Raw genomic sequence first — 16,474 nt, 5'->3', positions numbered from 1 at the left:
GAGGGGGCGGATTTCGGTGTTCCGGGGTGCCGTTCGTCCTCAGCCCGCCTGGGCCATTTCCATGACGTACTGCCCGTAGGAAGAGTTCGAGAGGCGGCTTCCGAGCCGGTAGCAGGCCTCCTGGTCGATGTATCCCATGCGCCAGGCGATCTCTTCGAGACAGGCGATGCGTACGCCCTGGCGGTGTTCGAGGACCTGGACGTAGTCCCCCGCCTCCATCAGCGCGTCGTGGGTTCCGGTGTCCAGCCAGACGAAGCCGCGGCCGAGCGGGATCAGGGTGGCCTCGCCCCGTTCCATGTAGACCCGGTTGAGGTCGGTGATCTCCAGCTCTCCGCGTTCGGAGGGCCGCAGCCCGCGGGCGATGTCCACGACCTGGTTGTCGTAGAGGTACAGCCCGGTGATCGCCATGTTGGTCTGCGGCTGGGTGGGCTTCTCCTCGAGGGCGATGAGTTTTCCCTGGTCGTCGAGTGTGCCGACGCCGTAGCGCTCGGGGTCGCGCACCGGGTAGCCGAACAGGACGCAGCCCTCGATGTTCTGGGCGGCCCGCTGGAGCATGGGCCCGAATTCGTAGCCGTGGAAGATGTTGTCGCCCAGGACCAGGGCGACGGAGTCGTCGCCGATGTGGTCCGCGGAGACCAGGAACGCGTCGGCGAGCCCGCGGGGCTTGTCCTGTTCCGCGTAGGTCAGGGAGATCCCGAGCCAGGAGCCGTCGCCCAGCAGGCGGCGGAACATCTCCAGGTCGTCGGGGGTGGTGATGATCTCGATCTCCGTGATTCCCGCCAGCATCAGGGCCGAAAGCGGGTAGTAAATCATCGGCTTGTCGTAAACCGGGAGCATTTGCTTCGAGACACCGAGCGTGATCGGATGGAGTCTCGTGCCATTGCCGCCGGCCAGGATGATGCCCTTCACCGTGGCGCCTCCTCAGTGACTTCGTGCCCATTAGGCGATGTCCGCACTTTATATTGGGGTAACACACGTTCAAAAGCCTCCCCGGATGTCACGGGACCGTGAATGGCGTGAATGTTGACAAACCCGGTGCCGTTTACTCAGGCTGGCGTTATCCCGGTTCAGGCATGCGAATTTCTGTCGTCTTTTAGGTGGGCCTGTGAACATCGAAGATCTGACACCCGTTCTTGAATCCGAGCAGAGGGCCGGTATCGGCGTCATCGGGTGCGCCGACATCGCGGTGCGGCGGGCCCTCCCGGCGATCGAGGAGTCGCCGTTCCGTCTGGTGGCGGTCGCGAGCCGCAGCCGGGAGAAGGCCGAGGGTGTCGCGGCCCGGGCCGGCTGCAAGGCCGTCGCGGGGTACGAGCGGCTCCTGGAACTGCCCGACATCGACGCGGTCTACATCCCGCTGCCCAACAGCGAGCACGCCCGGTGGGCGCGCCGGGCGCTGGAGGCGGGAAAGCATGTCCTGCTCGAGAAGCCGGCGGTGCCCCGCGAGGACAGTGCCCGGTCCCTGATCGCGCTCGCCGAGGAGCGCGGGCTGCTCGTCATGGAGAACTTCGCGTTCCTGCGCCATCCCCAGCACGAGCAGGCACTGTCCCTGGTGGCAGACGGCGCCATCGGGGAACTGCGGTCCTACAACGGGGTGTTCGGCATTCCGCCGACCGACCCGGCCGGGATCAAGTACCAGGCTGATCTGGGCGGCGGGGCGCTGTGGGAGGTCGGCTGCTATCCGGTGCGCGCGGCCCAGGAGTATCTGGGGCCGCAGGCGCAGGTGCTGGGGGCGGGCCTGACGTTCGATCCGGAGCGGGGCGTGGATGTGTCCGGGGTGGCGCTGCTGCGGGACGGCGCCGGTGTCACCGCGAACTGTTCCTTCGGCCTGTCCCACAGCTACCGCTCGACGTACGACCTGTGGGGAAGCGAGGGGCGTCTGGTCCTGGAGTGGGCGTTCACCCCCTCGCCGAGCGCCCGTCCGGTGCTGCGGCTGCAGCAGAGGGACCGCGAGACCCGGATCACCGCCCCGGCGTCCGACCAGTTCCTCGGGGTGTTCACCGCCTTCCACGACGCGGTGCGCGATCCAAGCCTGCGGGCGGCGCACCATCACGAACTGCTGCGGCAGGCCGCCCTGATGGCCCGCATCCGCGAGCACGCCCTGGGCCGGGAGCCCGGATGAACGGCGGCGGGTGAGGCCCCCGGCGAAGAGACGGGGAACGAAGAAGAGCGAAGAAGAACGGCAGCGAGCGTCCGCGGACGCCGGCTGCCGTTCTTCGTTCTTCTGGTTCTTCTTCGTCCTTCTGGTTCTTCTTCGTTCTTCCTGGTTCTTCTTCGGTGCGGCAATTCTTCCGGGTTCCGGCCCGGGGAGGGCTCGGTGTCATCCCTCGCGGTGGCCGGCCGGGTTGTTCAGCAGCGCGAAGGCCCGGTGGGGCAGGCACTGTTCGAAGGTCGGCAGGAGACCGGCCGCGGCCGCTTCGGCCAGGGTGGGGGCCGCGGCGTCCTTGTCCGAGCGGATCGGCGGTTCCTTCAGGTCCCACGGCAGGGCGAGGGCCGGGTCGAGCGCGTCGACGTCGATCATGGTTCCCGGCTCGTACTCCTGCGAGCAGAGGTAGCTCATGCAGGTGTCGTCGCTGAGGGCGAGGAAGGCGTGGCCGACGCCGTCGGGCAGGTAGACGGCCGTTCCCGTCTCCGGGCTCTGGTGGGTGACGTCGTAGTGGCCGAACGTCGGCGAGCCCACGCGGATGTCGACGGCGATGTCGAGCGCGCTGCCGCGTACGCAGGTGACGAACTTGGCCTGGCCGGGCGGGACTTTGGTGCCGTGGATGCCGCGCAGGGTGTTGCGCCGGGAGACCGAGTAGTTGACCTGGCGGACCGTGAAGTCCCAGCCGCTGTCGGCCAGCAGGGCGCTGGCCTTCACCGATTCGAAGAAGTGGCCCCGCCGGTCGCTCAGGGGCTCGGGCTGGACGCGGTAGGCGCCGGGGACCGTCATTTCCGAGATCAGCACCGCTTGCTCCTCGCTGTCTCAGCCGGTGGGGACCGGGCCGGTTCCGGAGGACGCCTGGGCGATCCGCCGGCGCATGGACGCGCTGTCGTTGGCGCGCGGGAAGTCCTCCGGGGGCGCCTGGACCCCGAGGAAGGCGCACAGCGGTTCCCAGCCCTGGTGCACGTCGTAGACGAGGACGTTGTCCGCGCCCAGGGTGCGCACGACGTCCTCGTTGTGCCGGTGGTAGACCTCGATGGCGTGGTCCTTGTCGGCGAACCGGCCGCCGAACAGGCCGTCCCAGACCATGGTGCTGGTGACGCGGAACAGCCGGGCCTGCTGGGATCCGGGCGGCGGCGGGTTCTGCGCGCTGCGCAGGGCGAACTGGTACAGCGTGTCGTAGGTGCTGCGGTACCAGCTGTCGGCGTCGCGGACCGTGAGGATCACCTTGGCGTCGGGGAACGCCTGGCTGATCTGCTGGTAGTAGACCGCGCAGGGGCCGTCGACCGCGGAGTCGTAGCCGTCGAACAGGGCCGCCCAGTCGGGGCGTTGCCCGTCGCAGACGATCTTCTCCCACTGTTTGAGGCGTTCTTCGTCGCCGACGATGTCGAACATGTGGAAGGAGGGGCCGAGGCCGAGCCGGTCCAGGGCCGCTTTCAGTGAGGTGGTGCCGGTCCGGCCCAGGCCGGTGTTGATGAGTTTCAGCACGGTGCGGGTCCCTTTCCTCAGCGCCAGACCGCGGGTTCCTGCTGGGTGGCGACATTGACCCGGTTCCAGAAGTTGACCAGGCCGATGTGCATGACGAGCGCGCCGAGCTGCTCGTCGTTGTAGTGGCGGGCGGACTCCTCCCAGATCTCGTCCGGGGCCATGTCCTGCGGGTCGGTCATCGAGGTGATGGCCTCGGCCATCTCCAGCGCGGAGCGCTCGGCGGCGTCGAAGCAGGACTCGGTCCGCCAGGCGGCCACCCGGGCAAGGCGCGTGTCGACGCCGGCGGGCTGGTCGGGGCCCGCCGGGAGCGTGTAGGCGCGGCCGTTGATCTCGCTGACGCGCAGCCGGATCAGGTCGAGCGTCGTCTGCGGCACGCCGACCTTGCCGATGACCTCGGTCAGGTCGAGCAGGGGCTGCAGTGCGCCGGGAACGACCAGGGAAGGATTGTCCATCCGTGGAGTCATCGGATCTTCTCCTGTGCAATATGCGGGCATGAATTACCTGGGAAAACATGCTGCTCGGCGCCCCGAAACATTCGCAAGAAATTGTTGTTCAACTGCGGAATGGGCGCAGATGAAACACCCTCAATCCGTAAGTTGCACGGAATTCAGTCGATGACTTGTAGTGGTCTCGTGTCAGAGTCCACCACAACCACGAGCCGGCAGCCGGTCTGCCGCAACATTCGCGAAACACGGCAATTTATTCTCGAGGGTCATTCCACGGTCGCCGGGCATGTGCTGGACGTGCTCGACGCCATCCGTGAGACGGATCCGCGGCTGGGTGCCTATGTCGAGGTCGCCGGGGCCCGCGCGGTGCGCGAGGCCAGGGCGGCCGACCGGCTGATCGCCCGTCGCGGTGCGGCCGCCTTCCGCGACCGGCCGCTGCTGGGCGTCACGGTGTCGGTGAAGGACCTCATCCAGACGCGGGACCTGCCCACCCGGCGGGGATCGCTGCTGGCGAACCCGCGCGCCGCCGCGGACGCGCCCTGTGTGGCCCGGCTGCGGGCGGCGGGCGCGATCGTGGTGGGCAAGACGGCGACGTCGGAGTACGGGTGGAGTGCGAGCACCGTCAGCCGGGTGGGGCCCGCCACCCGTAATCCCTGGGATCCGGGCAGGACGGCGGGCGGTTCCAGCGGCGGGTCGGCGGCCGCGGTCGCGGCGGGCCTGTGCACCGCCTCGCTGGGCACCGACGGGGCGGGGTCGGTGCGCATCCCGGCGGCGTTCTGCGGCGTGGTCGGGTTCAAGCCCTCCTTCGGGCACATCCCCTACGTTCCGCCCTGTGCCGAACGGCTGTCGCATGTCGGGCCGTTGGCGCGCAGTGTGGCGGACGTCGGTGAGCTGATGGCGGTGCTGGCCGGTCCCGACCGCCGCGACCCCCAGTCGGCGCCGGCCGCGCCGGTGCCCGATGCGCGGCGCGGCGCGCTGCGCATCGGCTGGATCGAGTTCGCGGGGACGTCCGGCGCGGTCCGCGACGCCACCGAGAAGGTCCTGCCGGTGCTGGCCGCGCTGGGGCACCGGGTGGAGCGCATCGAGGCCCCGTTCCCGGACCCCTACGAAGCCCTGGTGGACATCCTCGCCGCCGCCGAGGCGAACGGCACCGCGCCCGCGGACGAGCCGTGGTGCGACGAGGGCCGGCTCGCCGTCGTGCGCTACGGGCGCTCGGTCAGCGGGGCCGCGGTGGCCCGCGCGGAGCAGACCCGGCTCGCCCTGCGGACCAGGCTCGCCGCGGTGATGGAGGGCTATGACCTGCTGGCCATGGCGACCGTCCCCCTCGAGCCGTTCGCCGCGGGCGCGATCGCCCCGCCCGGGGCCGGCGCGGCCCGGGACCTGCGCTGGCTCGCCTGGTCGCCGGCCACCTATCCGTTCAACCTCACCGGGCAGCCCGCCCTGTCGCTGCCCGTCGGCCTCACCCCGGCCGGGCTCCCGGCCGGCCTCCAGCTGGTCGGCCGCGTCGGCGAGGACGCTCTCGTGCTCCGGGCGGGCGAGCTCCTCGAGACGGCGCTCGGCCTCAGCCTGACTCCCCCCGGCCTTACAGCGAAAGGAAGTTGACCATGGTTTCCAGGTCGTGGTCCCTGCACGGCGGTGAGAGCGGTGTCGGCCGTCCCTCGTTCGTCGCCGAGTTCGGGCTCTGGGACGACCGGCAGGCCGCCGCGGCCGAGCAGGTCGAACTGCAGCTGGCGGAGGTCGATCTCGTGCGGGTCGTGTTCTGCGACCCGCACGGGCTGGCCCGGTCCAAGACGGTGCCCGCGGACGTGTTCCGTACGGTGCTGCGCAACGGCATGGACTTCAGCGCCGGGCCGTTCCTCTTCGACACCGGCCACGCGGTGGCCGTCGACTTCCTCGCCGACGCCGGGGTGGGGGTCGGTGAACTGCTCGGCGCGGGCGACTTCGTCCTGGTCCCCGATCCGCGCACGTTCCAGGTGCTGCCCAAGGCCGGGCCGCGGACCGCCTGGGTGCTGGGCGACGAGTACCTGCGCGACGGCACGCCGCACCCGCTGTCCGCCCGCGGCGTGCTGCGCCGGGTCTGCGCCGAGTACGCCCGCCAGGACCTGTCCCCGGTCATCGGTCTCGAGGTCGAGTGGTACCTCACCCGCCTGACCGGCGGCCCGGTGGGCAACGCGGGCAACGGCTTCGGCCTGCAGGGACCGGCCCCGGAGGTGGAGGCGGTCAACCCCGGCTACCAGTTCAACCTCGACAGCGCCTACGACTCGGTCGCCGACGTCGCCGACCCGCTGGCCGCGATGCTCCTGCAACTCGGCCTGCCGCTGCGCTCGTTCGAGCACGAGTCGGGTCCCGGACAGCTCGAGACGACGTTCAACCCGATGCTGGCGGCGGACGCCGCCGACGCGATGCTGCTGTTCCGCACCCAGCTCAAGCAGGAGTGCAGGCGGCGCGGCTACCACGCCTCGTTCATGACCCTGCCGCGCCTGGCGAGCTTCGACCCCAGCGGCTGGCACCTGCACCAGTCGGTCACCAGCACGAAGACGGGCCTCAACCTGTTCGCCGAGGGCGACGGGCTGCAGGACGCCATCTCCGCCGAGGGCCGGTCCTACATCGCGGGCCTGCTGGCGCGGGCGCGGGAGTTCAGCCTGCTGTCCGTCCCGACCGTCAACGGCTACCGGCGCCTGGCCCCGGAGTTCACGCTCGCCCCGACCGCCGTCGACTGGAGGTTCGAGGACCGCAGCGCCCTGATCCGGGTCCTCAGCGGCGGCAGCTCCACCCACGTCGAGAACCGTATCGGCGAGCCGTGCGCCAACCCCTACCTGGCCATCGCCTCCCAGCTGCACGCCGGCCTCGAAGGGCTGCTCGCCGGCCCCGAAGCCGCCCAGGCGGCACCGGCACCGGCCCCGCTGCCCCGGACCCTGCGCGAGGCGCTGGAGGCCTTCCGCGCGAGCGAGAGCGCCGAGCGGCTGCTCGGCGCACCGCTGGCCTCCTGCCTGGCGAAGCTGAAGGAGAGCGAGGCCACCCGGTTCGACGCCTGGTGCGCGGCCGGGCCCGCCCGGACCGCGCCGGGCGACGTGACCGCGTGGGAGCACCGCGAGTACTTCGGTGCCTTCTGACGTCGGTCCCGCACCGAACCAGCCCCGCCCTGATCCAGCCCTTTCTGATCCAGACCTTTTCTGATCCAGACCTCTGATCCAGACCTCTCCGAACCAGACCTGAAGACAAGGGAGTTGCCGCATGTCACGGTACGAATGGGATGGGACCAACTCGGGCGTCGAGACGCTCAAGGAAGCCGTCGAGCCGTCCCGCCAGAAGGTTCTCGGCCACCCGGTCTACCACCAGCTGAACAGCGTGGACGCGGTCGTCACGTTCATGGAGCACCACGTGTTCGCGGTGTGGGACTTCATGTCCCTGCTCAAGTCCCTGCAGCGCCGGCTGACCTGCGTCGAGGTGCCGTGGCTGCCGTCCGCCGCCACCGGCAGCCGCCGGCTCATCAACGACATCGTCCTGGTCGAGGAGAGCGACGAGCTCGGCGAGGGCTTCATCAGCCACTTCGAGCTGTACCTCGACGGCATGCGCCAGTCGGGCGCGGACACCACGCGCATCGACACCTTCATCGCCCTGCTGCGCCAGGGGCGTGCGGTCCCGGCCGCGCTGAAGGAGGCGGGCGTGCCGCGGTCGGTGACCGAATTCGTGGGCACGACCTGGGAGTTCATCGAGCACTCCCCCGTGCACTGCCAGGCCGCGGCGTTCGCCTTCGGCCGCGAGGACCTGATCCCCGACATGTTCGACCAGGTCGCCGCGCTCAACGCCGGCCACGGCTCGCTGTCCACGTTCGTCGACTACCTGCGGCGGCACATCCAGGTGGACGCCGAGGAGCACACGCCGATGGCGATGCAGATGCTCGCCGACCTGTGCGGCGACGACGCCGTCAAGTGGGCCGAGTGCCAGGAGACCGTCGACCGCGCGCTCGCGGCCAGGACGGTTCTGTGGAACGGCATTTCGGACGCGATATCCGAGCGCTCCCGCTGACGGGCCATCACTGGTGAGGGTGAGCACAGCATGCCAAGGGTAAAAGACACTCCTTCCACCGCCGCCTCCAAGCGCACCGAGCGGATCGCGCGGCAGTCCCGCGACGAGAACTGGAAGAAACCGCCGCGCCGTATCGAGACGTCGGAATGCATCACCTGTGACACGTGCCTGCGCGGCTGCCCGCCGGAGTTCGGGGCGATCTTCGACGACGGACTCAACGTCGTGATCGTTCCCGAGCTGTGCTCGGGCTGCCCGGTGTGCGTGATGGTCTGCCCCGTCGACTGCATCTATGTGGACGAGGAGTGGACGGCCACCGAGGCCCGCATGTGGGACCACGTCGGCCTGACGGCCAGGGGTCCGGCATGACGGCGCCCGCCGAGCGGGACGGCACCCTCACCCGCAGGGCGGCCCTGGCCAAGGCGCGGCAGAGCCGCAGGCCCAGCAGGCTCGGCCGGCCCGCCGGTGCCACCGGCGGGCCCGATGGCACCGGCGTGCGGGACGCCGGGTTCCCGGCCCTGCTCCGGGCGGTCTGGGAGCAGGCGCGTGCCGCGCCGGACCTGGCCGGGGCCGTGGACACGCTGCTGACGCTCGCCGGGCACGTCCCGGCGGACATCCAGCTGCGGGCGCTGGATGTCGAGGCCGAGACCGCGCTGAAGGTCCTGGCCGGCCGGTCCTGGCGCGACGAGGGCCAGGGCGGCGGCCGGGCCGGCGACGGCGCCGGCACCGCCTTCCTCGGCGAGATCGGGCTGGACACGAGCGGCCGGGTCGTCGTCCGGGTTCCCTCCCAGGGCCCGCTGAACGCGCAGACCGACCTGGTCGACGGCGTGCTGCGGGTGCCGTGGTCGGAGAAGGACCTCGCCGGCTACCGGACCGAACTGGCCCGGGCCGCCGGCCGGTGGCAGGAGTCGGCGGCCGACTGCCGCCGGTGGCTGGCGCAGGCGGGCACCGACGGCCGCACCGCCCTGCTGGAGGATTTGGTCGAGGCGGCGCTGCGCACCGCGCCGTTCGTCCTCTACGCCGGAAAGCGCCAGTACACCAACTTCCGCGGCCCCAACACCCTGACGGGCAAGACGCTGCCCCCGGGGCACCCCGACTGCGCGCTGAGCAGTCTGGCCGGGCTGCCGCTGGAGCTGTGGTCGGACAGCGACGTGCTGCTGGTGGTCTGCCTCACCCTGCTGGTGCGCTCGGCGGGGTACGCCCGCATCGAGGAGGCGAACGGCACCCAGCTCACGCTGGACCACGTCGCCCTCCTGCTGGAGCGCACCCGCACGGCCTACAACGCGGCCTCCCCCGCGCTGGACCCGGTGCCGGAGCCGGCCTCGCACACGGTGGCCGAACTCGGCGAGCTCGCCGGGGCGCTGGCCGCACGGCGCCGGGACCTCATGGGGTCCGTGCAGCTCTACCGCGAGATCTACGGCCCGCTGATGCACAAGATCGAGCGGGTCGCCGGTCCGGTCAAGAGCGACGCCGAGCGGCTGGAGGCCGAGCTGTGCGCGCGGCTGCGCGAACGGCTTCCCGTCACCGGTGACACCCTCGCCGGACTGGCCGCGGGCCTGGAGTCCTCGCCGGGCTGGCTGGCCGGGGCGCACGGGGCGTTCGGCACGGGGCTGGAGTCCCTGGTGCACGAGACGGTGTGCGCGGCGGCGGCGGTGTTCGACGCCGACTTCGCGATGAGCCGCGGGATGCGGTCGCTGCCGGCGCTGATCAGGGCGCTGCGCGCGGGGGCGTATCCGGAGATCGCCGGCTGGGAGATCCCGCACTTCTTCTGCTGTGTGGTGCCCTCGCCGGACGCGGCGCGGCTGTTCGGCGGTTCGGCGGGCCGGCTGGCCGACACCGCGTGGGCGATCTCCTCGCGGATGCAGTACAACTCCTGGCACTTCCTGGTCGGCAACCTGCCCAAGGTCCCGGAGATCGCGGCACGTGACCACTTCGTGCCGCCGGCGATCCCGGACATCGCGTACTACTCCGATCAGCACCACAACGGCCATGTCGCGGCCAGGGTGCGCTTCACCGTCCGCAGTCCGCAGCCGGTCCAGGTTCTGGGGCAGCGGTTCAACGGGTTCATGGACCTGCGGCTGCTGCGGTGTGAGGGGCTGCCGTTCGACGAGCAGGACCTGCTGGCGGCGCACCGCACCTCCGCCTTCGTCGCGGGGGCCACGACCCTGGCGGCCGGCCTGGTGGCCGGCGGCACGGACATCGAGGTCACCGCGTTCGACTCCGCGTGGCACTGGAACGAGATCGCCGGATAGCCGGCCGGTGACGGCACGACGAGGCCCCCTGACCGTGTGTCAGGGGGCCTGGTCGTGGTGGCGATGTCCTTGGAGGTCAGACCGTCACGGGCTGTTCGGCGGAGCGGGTGTGGACGGCGCGGTAGCTGTTCCAGTCGGCGCTGGTGATCAGGGAGTTGCGCCGGTCCTGGAAGCCGCGGCGGGCGGAGGACCACTGGGCGTCGGTCTGCGTGCGGAAGGCGTCGTAGGAGTCCTTGCCGTCCCACTGGGAGTAAACAACAACAAAGTCGTTGTCCGCGCCGACGGTGGCCAGGGTGCCCTCGCCGCCCTCCAGGTTGCGCGAGCGGATGCCGCGCAGCACGCTCTGCGAGCGGTAGCCGGGCACGTCCACGAGCCAGGAGTGGGCCTGTCCCAGTGTGGCGGTCAGGGCGCCCTGCTCGGCGGGGTCGACGCCGAGGATCTCGATGACCGTGTAGTCGTCGCGCCCGGGCGAGACCTCGGTGACGCCGCCCAGCGCGGGGTGGCGCCGGCTGGAGTCGACCTCGGTCTGCATCAGGCGGACGAAGGTGGTGATCTCGCGGAAGACCGGGACGGTGTGGTGCTTGAACTCGCTGTCGTTGTAGCGGGTCTCCAGGTCCTGCATGCCGCGCCACTGGATGAAGTTCGCGGTTCCCGGGTTCTGTTCGCCGCGGTGCACCGTGCTGGAGATCCAGCCGGGGAACGCCGCGGTGTCGACGATCGCCTTCATCTCCTTGACGAGGGTGTCGACCCGGGCGCGGGTGTCGGTCTTGAACAGGTTGAGGACGGTCAGGTGCCCGTCTTCGGGGTTGATGAACGGCATGGTTCGTTCCTCCTGGTTTTTGGTTGTGTGCCCGCGCCGGCGGGGCGTCGTGTCCTAGCGGGGGTCGCGGGGCGCGCCGAAGAAGCGGTGCAGGGCGTCCGTGAGACCGTCCGTCCCGGATCCGGCCGCGCCGATCCAGGCGATGTAGCCGTCCGGGCGGACCAGCAGGGCCTGGGCGTCGGCGAGTTCGCCGTCCGGGCGGACCTGTGCGACGACGACGTCGATGCGGTCCGTCCACGGTTCGGCGGCGGCGCTCAGTGCGGCGTCGCCGCGCAGGTCCAGGACGAAGCCGCGCCCGCCGTTGAGGAGTCCGTAGGCGCTCACCTCGCCGGACGCCCCGGCGGTGAGCTTCAGGTCCGGCAGGCGCCGGCCGAGCAGCGGGTGGCCGGCGCCCGGGGTGTCGTAGACGATGTCGAGGCCGGTGACCATGCCGACCAGGAGCTTCTGGACGTCCTCGTAGGCCAGCAGTTCGGCGAAGACCGACCGCATCGGGTCCATCTCGGGGCCGCCGAGGTAGAGGCTGCGCTGGGAGAGCGTGTTGGCCAGGATGCGGGCCGCGACGGGGTGGCGCTCGGTGTGGTAGGTGTCGAGCAGGCCTTCGGGGGCGGTGCCGCGGATCTCGGCGGCGAGTTTCCAGCCGAGGTTGACGGCGTCGCCCACGCCCGCGCTGATGCCCTGCGCGCCGATCGGCATGTGGATGTGCGCGGCGTCCCCGGCCAGGAAGACGCGGCCCCTGCGGTACTCGGCGGCCTGGCGGCTGGAGTCGGTGAAGTAGCTCAGCCACTGCGGGTTGCCGCTGTGGATGTCGTCGCCGGTGACGCGTTTGAAGGCGTCGGCCACCTCCTGGAAGGTGGGGGGCTGCGCGGTCGGCCGTACGCCCGCGCCGCGCTCGAAGACGACGACGCGGGTGGTGTTGGGGCCGACGGGCAGCACGACGACCATGCCCGCGTCGCCGAGTTCGCCGGTCGGGCGCAGCCGTACCTTCACGTCGGTGACGTCGGCCATCAGCATCTCGATGGTGGCCTCGTAGCCGGGGAAGTCGATGCCCGACAGGGTGCGCACGGCGCTGCGGGCGCCGTCGCAGCCCACCACGTAGGCGGCGCGCAGGCTGCGTTCGCCCTCGGGGGTGTTCGCGCGGACCTCTACGCCGTCGTCGCCGGCGGTCAGTGCGGTCAGTTCCCAGCCGCGGCGGACCTCGGCGCCCAGGCCGGTGGCCCACGCGTGCAGGATCGCCTCGGTGAACGCCTGCGGCACGCCCCGCACGCCGAAGTTGCCGCCCGGCACGATGGTGTAGTCCAGCGGCATGCCGCCGAAGTGCCCGACGGGGATGACGCCCAGGTCGCCGAAGTGTTCCAGCAGCCCGCGCTGGCCGAATTCCTCCATGGTCCGGGCGGAGAAGCCCAGGGCGCGTGACTGGCGCATCGGCTCGGTCAGCCGCTCCAGTACGACGGCCTCGACGCCCGCCAGGCGCAGTTCGCCCGCGAGCATGAGCCCGGTGGGCCCCGCCCCCACGATGATCACGTCTGTGTCGAAGTCCTGCATTGCCTTTCCTGCCTCCCCTTGCGTACCTGCGAAAACGGGTGGTCGAGGTTGCTCGCCACCGCCGTCAGATGGGCGCGGACCTCCTCGAGGGCGATCAGTTCGGACCAGAGCGTGCGCAGCGGCCCGGCCTCGGGGCCGGCGAACATCAGCTGTTCCTGGGCCGCGACGTGGTCGAGCACCCGGGCCGCCACGGGGTGCCGCTGGTCGTGGTAGCTGTCCAGGAGGCCGGGGGCGGCCCGGCCGTGCACGGTCTCGGCGAGTTTGCGGCCGAGGTCGACGGCGTCCTGCAGTCCGGTGTTCAGCGCCTGGCCGCCGACCGGCGGATGCCAGTGGGCGGCGTCGCCGGCCAGCAGGATCCGGCCGCGCCGGTAGGAGTCGGCCTGTCCCTTGGCGTCGTCGAAGGCGTCCAGCCACACGGGGGTGCCCTCGTGGATGTCCTCTCCGGTCACCCGCTTCCAGGTGGCGGCGACCTCCGCGAAGGCGGGGGGTCCGTGCTGCTCGTCCGGTGCGTCGCCGAAGGCGTGCACCATGACCCGGGTGACGCCGTCGCGGGTGGCCGCCACCGCGAAGCCGGTGCCGAGCCGTTCGAAGCGGCGGTCGCGGATGCGCAGCCCCGTCACGTCGGCGCGCAGCAGCCGTCTGGTCGCGGGGGTGGCGGTCACGGGGAAGCGGGCCAGCCGGCGCACCGTGCTGTGCGCGCCGTCGCAGCCCACCAGGTAGGCGGCCCGCAGCAGCCGGCGCCCGGCGGGGCCGCTGACCGTGCACCGGATGTGGTCCGGACGGTCGGTGAGCGCGGTCAGTTCGTGGGCGCGCAGCACCGACGCGCCCAGGGCCAGCGCGCGTTCGCCCAGGGCGGCCTCGGTGCGGTACTGGGGCACCTTCCAGTGGCCCGCGTACGGGCTGTCCACCGGGGACAGGGCGAAGCCCAGGCCGCCGAAGTGGGTGCGCGGTTCGTGCGCGGCCCCGGCGAGCAGCGCCGAAAAGCCGCGCTCGTGCAGCAGTTCGGCGCTCAGCGTGGTGAGCTGGCTGGCCCGGGATTCGGTCATGGGGCGGGCCAGGCGTTCCACGACGGTCACCGGGACGTGGGCCCGGCGCAGTTCGCAGGCGAGCAGCAGGCCGACGGGGCCCGCGCCGACGATGACGACCGGCGCGGTGGCCCGGGAGGAGGTCACGGCCGGGCGGGTTCGCCGGCCAGGCCCTCGGCGTAGGCCTTCGCCAGGCGCAGGGTGGCCAGGCTGTTGCCGCTCAGGGCGGTGCGGACGAAGTCCCGCGCGCTGTCGGCGGTCGCGTCCGCGCCGAGGACCTTGGTGATGTTGTCGGTGTTGATCCGTACCGTGTGCCGCGAGGTCACCGACACGCCGCCGCCGTCGCGGTCCTCGATGAGCCAGCGCCCGGTGTGCAGGGTCATCAGGGCGGGCAGCACGATCTGCTTGTAGACGATGGCCGTCGCGGCCTTGCACACGCGCACCGACCGTGTGGTGTGGGTGCTGCCGTCCTTGGTGCGGGTGTCCATCTCCAGGATCTGCAGGCCGGGCTCGTCCTCCTGCAGCGACACCCGGGCGACGTGCGGCAGCCGTTCCTGCCACAGGTGTGCCTCGTTGAGGAAGGCGTAGACGTCCTTGCCGCTCGCCTCGACGGTCACGGTGTCCTCGAAGGTGAACAGTTCAGCGGGCCCGGCCGCCTCGGCGCTGTCCTTCAGCGCCTGCAATTCGGAGGTGCTGTTGCGGTCGACCGCCGCGCTGATCCAGTCGAGGTCGGCCGCCTCGTCGGTCGCCGCGTGGAAGTCGTGCAGCAGGCGCACCCGGCACGAGGTGGCGGAGCGGGGTTCGACCACCCAGGCGCCGCCCATCCCGCCGACCGGGTGCTGCGACCGTTCTTGACGGAACGTCACGCTCAGCCGGTCCGGGTCGTGCACGCGCCGGGAGGTCCAGGTCTTGGCGGCGTTGTTCGCCGTCGCCCACAGCCGGATCAGCTCCGTGTCGCCGTCCTGTTCGACGACCTCGGCGTGCACGGTCGGGGGGAAGGTCTCGGGCCACCGGCCGACGTCCGTGATCAGCGCGTACACCGACGCGGCGGGGGCATGGACGTCGATCGCGTGTTCCGTTTCACGTACCGCGTTCTCGGTCACGTCGTGCTCTCCTCTCGGGTGGCGGAGTCTCGGGTGGCGGAGTCTCGGGCCGGCTCGCCGAACCAGCGCCGCAGCGCGGCCTCGAGGCCGCCTCCGTCCGGTGCGGTCCAGGCGATGTAGCCGTCGGGGCGCACGAGCACCGACTCGGTCGCGGCGCCGTCCTCCTCCGGTCCGGCGGGGAAGTCCTTGACCCGGACCAGGTCGACGCGGTCCGACCAGCCGGCGGCGAGGCGGCCGGTGTCGCCGGAGGCGTCGGCGGTGATCAGGACGCCGCGGGCCGGGTGCAGCAGGCGGGCGACCTGGTCATGGCCGCCGTCGGCGAGGTCCAGTGCGCGGTCGGCCATCCGGGCGCCGAGCAGCGGGTGCGCGGGCCGGCCCGTCCCCGTACCCGTACCGGTGGCGGGGCCACCGTCGGGGCCGGTGTCGGGGCCGCCGGCGGTGCCGGTGGCGGGTCCGCCGTCGGTGTGGGTGCCGGTGGCGTCGAGGTCGTAGCGGATGTCGAGGCCGCTGACCAGGCCGGACAGGTGCCGGGCCACCGCCGGGATCGCGATGATCTCCGCCATGACGGTGCGCAGCGGTGCGACCGACCGGCCGGTGAGGTTGAGCGTTCCCTGCGCGAGCGTGGTGCGCAGGACCCGCGCCGCCACCGGGTGGCGTTCGCCGTGGTAGGTGTCGAGCAGGTGCTCGGGGGCGTGGCCCCTGACCGTCGCCGCCAGCTTCCAGCCGAGGTTGAAGGCGTCCTGCACGCCGATGCTCAGGCCCTGCCCGCCGGCGGGCAGGTGGATGTGGGCGGCGTCGCCGGCCAGCAGCACCCGGCCGCGCCGGTACTCGGTGGCCTGGCGGGTGGCGTCCGTGAAGCCGCTGACCCAGCGGGCCTCGCCGTGGTGGATGGAGTCGCCGGTCAGCCGCTGCCAGGCGTCCGCGACCTGAGGGAAGGTCACCTCGCGGCCGCGGTCGGGCTGCGTGCCGTTCTCGCAGACGATGATGCGGGTGTAGCCCTGCTCCAGCGGCGCCGCCATGACCATGCCGTTCGGCAGCAGTTCACCGATCATCCGCGGCTTGATGTCGCAGCCCTTGACGTCCGCCAGGTACATCTCGCGGGTGGCGTCCGAGCCGGCGAACTCAAAACCCGTCAGGCGCCGCACGGTGCTGCGCCCGCCGTCGCAGCCCACCAGGTAGCGGGCGGTGCACCGCTCGGGTCCGTGCGGGCCCCGCACGGTCGCGGTGACACTGTCGCCGGTGTCGCTCACCGCGGTGAGCTCGTAGCCGCGGCGCAGGGTCACGCCCAGGTCCAGCGCCCAGGTCTCGAGCATTTCCTCGATCTTGTACTGGGGGGCGCCGCGCACACCGAAGTGCGAGCCTTCCAGCACCCCGTAGTCGATCGGGATGCCGCCGAAGTGCCCCTGCCGGGTGATCTCGATGTTCTCCAGGCGGTCGAGGATGCCGCGCTGGTGGAACGCCTCGGTGGCCCGCGCCGTGAAGCCGATGCCGCGCGACTCCCAGCTCCGCTCGGTGCGCTGCTCGAAGACGGTGACGTCGGCACCGCCGAGGCGGAGTTCGGCCGCGAGCGTCAGTCCCGCAGGACCCGCCCCGATGACTATGACCTCGGTATCCATGGTTCCTGTCCTTGAG

15 protein-coding genes are annotated in these 16,474 nt (G+C 71.5%); 6 read left to right on the top strand and 9 right to left on the bottom strand.

The annotated features are described in order from the left end of the window. Positions 1 to 39: 39 nt before the first annotated feature. Positions 40 to 909, bottom strand: coding sequence for a glucose-1-phosphate thymidylyltransferase RfbA (rfbA, locus tag OOK38_RS31435; RefSeq protein WP_266766227.1), 870 nt, complete (start codon positions 907 to 909; stop codon positions 40 to 42). Positions 910 to 1,105: 196 nt separating this feature from the next. Here rfbA and OOK38_RS31430 point away from each other — a divergent pair, with 196 nt between their 5' ends. Next, on the top strand, positions 1,106 to 2,119 hold the full coding sequence (locus OOK38_RS31430; protein ID WP_266766228.1) for a Gfo/Idh/MocA family protein: 1,014 nt from the start codon (positions 1,106 to 1,108) through the stop codon (positions 2,117 to 2,119). 198 nt (positions 2,120 to 2,317) lie between these two features. On the opposite strand, the gene OOK38_RS31425 is transcribed toward OOK38_RS31430, so the two are convergent. The 3 genes from OOK38_RS31425 to OOK38_RS31415 are packed head-to-tail and all read right to left on the bottom strand — an operon-like array spanning position 2,318 to position 4,092. Beyond that, entirely contained in the window at positions 2,318 to 2,944 is a 627-nt protein-coding gene (locus OOK38_RS31425) for a dTDP-4-dehydrorhamnose 3,5-epimerase family protein (protein ID WP_266766229.1), read from the bottom strand. An 18-nt stretch (positions 2,945 to 2,962) separates the two neighbouring features. Continuing rightward, on the bottom strand, positions 2,963 to 3,628 hold the full coding sequence (locus OOK38_RS31420) for a sulfotransferase family protein (RefSeq protein ID WP_266766230.1): 666 nt from the start codon (positions 3,626 to 3,628) through the stop codon (positions 2,963 to 2,965). 17 nt (positions 3,629 to 3,645) lie between these two features. Next, positions 3,646 to 4,092: a carboxymuconolactone decarboxylase family protein gene (locus tag OOK38_RS31415; RefSeq protein ID WP_266766231.1), complete on the bottom strand. Its 447-nt coding sequence runs from the start codon at positions 4,090 to 4,092 to the stop codon at positions 3,646 to 3,648. A 270-nt stretch (positions 4,093 to 4,362) separates the two neighbouring features. Here OOK38_RS31415 and OOK38_RS31410 point away from each other — a divergent pair, with 270 nt between their 5' ends. The 5 genes from OOK38_RS31410 to OOK38_RS31390 all read left to right on the top strand — a co-directional run bounded on the left by OOK38_RS31410 (position 4,363) and on the right by OOK38_RS31390 (position 10,352). Continuing rightward, complete coding sequence (locus OOK38_RS31410; RefSeq protein WP_266766232.1) at positions 4,363 to 5,676, top strand: amidase; 1,314 nt, start codon at positions 4,363 to 4,365, stop codon at positions 5,674 to 5,676. A gap of 2 nt (positions 5,677 to 5,678) precedes the next feature. Then, positions 5,679 to 7,187 carry a glutamine synthetase family protein gene (locus tag OOK38_RS31405; RefSeq protein WP_266766233.1) on the top strand — a complete coding sequence of 503 codons (1,509 nt, stop codon included), beginning with the start codon at positions 5,679 to 5,681 and terminating at the stop codon, positions 7,185 to 7,187. A 121-nt stretch (positions 7,188 to 7,308) separates the two neighbouring features. Beyond that, positions 7,309 to 8,103, top strand: a complete 795-nt coding sequence (locus OOK38_RS31400; RefSeq protein ID WP_266766234.1) for a DUF3050 domain-containing protein — start codon at positions 7,309 to 7,311, stop codon at positions 8,101 to 8,103. Between the two features lie 30 nt (positions 8,104 to 8,133). Continuing rightward, positions 8,134 to 8,469, top strand: a complete 336-nt coding sequence (locus OOK38_RS31395; RefSeq protein WP_266766235.1) for a 4Fe-4S dicluster-binding protein — start codon at positions 8,134 to 8,136, stop codon at positions 8,467 to 8,469. Then, positions 8,466 to 10,352, top strand: a complete 1,887-nt coding sequence (locus tag OOK38_RS31390; RefSeq protein WP_266849130.1) for a hypothetical protein — start codon at positions 8,466 to 8,468, stop codon at positions 10,350 to 10,352. The genes OOK38_RS31395 and OOK38_RS31390 overlap by 4 nt, the downstream gene beginning before the upstream one ends. Before the next feature lie 76 nt (positions 10,353 to 10,428). On the opposite strand, the gene OOK38_RS31385 is transcribed toward OOK38_RS31390, so the two are convergent. The 5 genes from OOK38_RS31385 to OOK38_RS31365 are packed head-to-tail and all read right to left on the bottom strand — an operon-like array spanning position 10,429 to position 16,458. Beyond that, on the bottom strand, positions 10,429 to 11,172 hold the full coding sequence (locus OOK38_RS31385) for an antibiotic biosynthesis monooxygenase (protein ID WP_266766237.1): 744 nt from the start codon (positions 11,170 to 11,172) through the stop codon (positions 10,429 to 10,431). A 54-nt stretch (positions 11,173 to 11,226) separates the two neighbouring features. After that, positions 11,227 to 12,714, bottom strand: coding sequence for an FAD-dependent monooxygenase (locus OOK38_RS31380; RefSeq protein WP_266849128.1), 1,488 nt, complete (start codon positions 12,712 to 12,714; stop codon positions 11,227 to 11,229). After that, a complete protein-coding gene (locus OOK38_RS31375) occupies positions 12,690 to 13,886 on the bottom strand; it encodes an FAD-dependent monooxygenase (protein WP_266849126.1) in 1,197 nt (398 codons plus the stop codon). The genes OOK38_RS31380 and OOK38_RS31375 overlap by 25 nt, the downstream gene beginning before the upstream one ends. Further along, on the bottom strand, positions 13,883 to 14,842 hold the full coding sequence (locus tag OOK38_RS31370) for an aromatase/cyclase (protein WP_266766240.1): 960 nt from the start codon (positions 14,840 to 14,842) through the stop codon (positions 13,883 to 13,885). The genes OOK38_RS31375 and OOK38_RS31370 overlap by 4 nt, the downstream gene beginning before the upstream one ends. Then, entirely contained in the window at positions 14,839 to 16,458 is a 1,620-nt protein-coding gene (locus OOK38_RS31365; RefSeq protein WP_266849124.1) for an FAD-dependent monooxygenase, read from the bottom strand. Before OOK38_RS31365 ends, OOK38_RS31370 begins: the two co-directional genes overlap by 4 nt. Positions 16,459 to 16,474: the final 16 nt, after the last annotated feature.

The sequence above is a fragment of the Streptomyces sp. NBC_00568 genome, from assembly GCF_026341855.1.
GTDB lineage: Bacteria > Actinomycetota > Actinomycetes > Streptomycetales > Streptomycetaceae > Streptomyces.
This window is presented reverse-complemented; position numbering and strand designations above follow the sequence as displayed.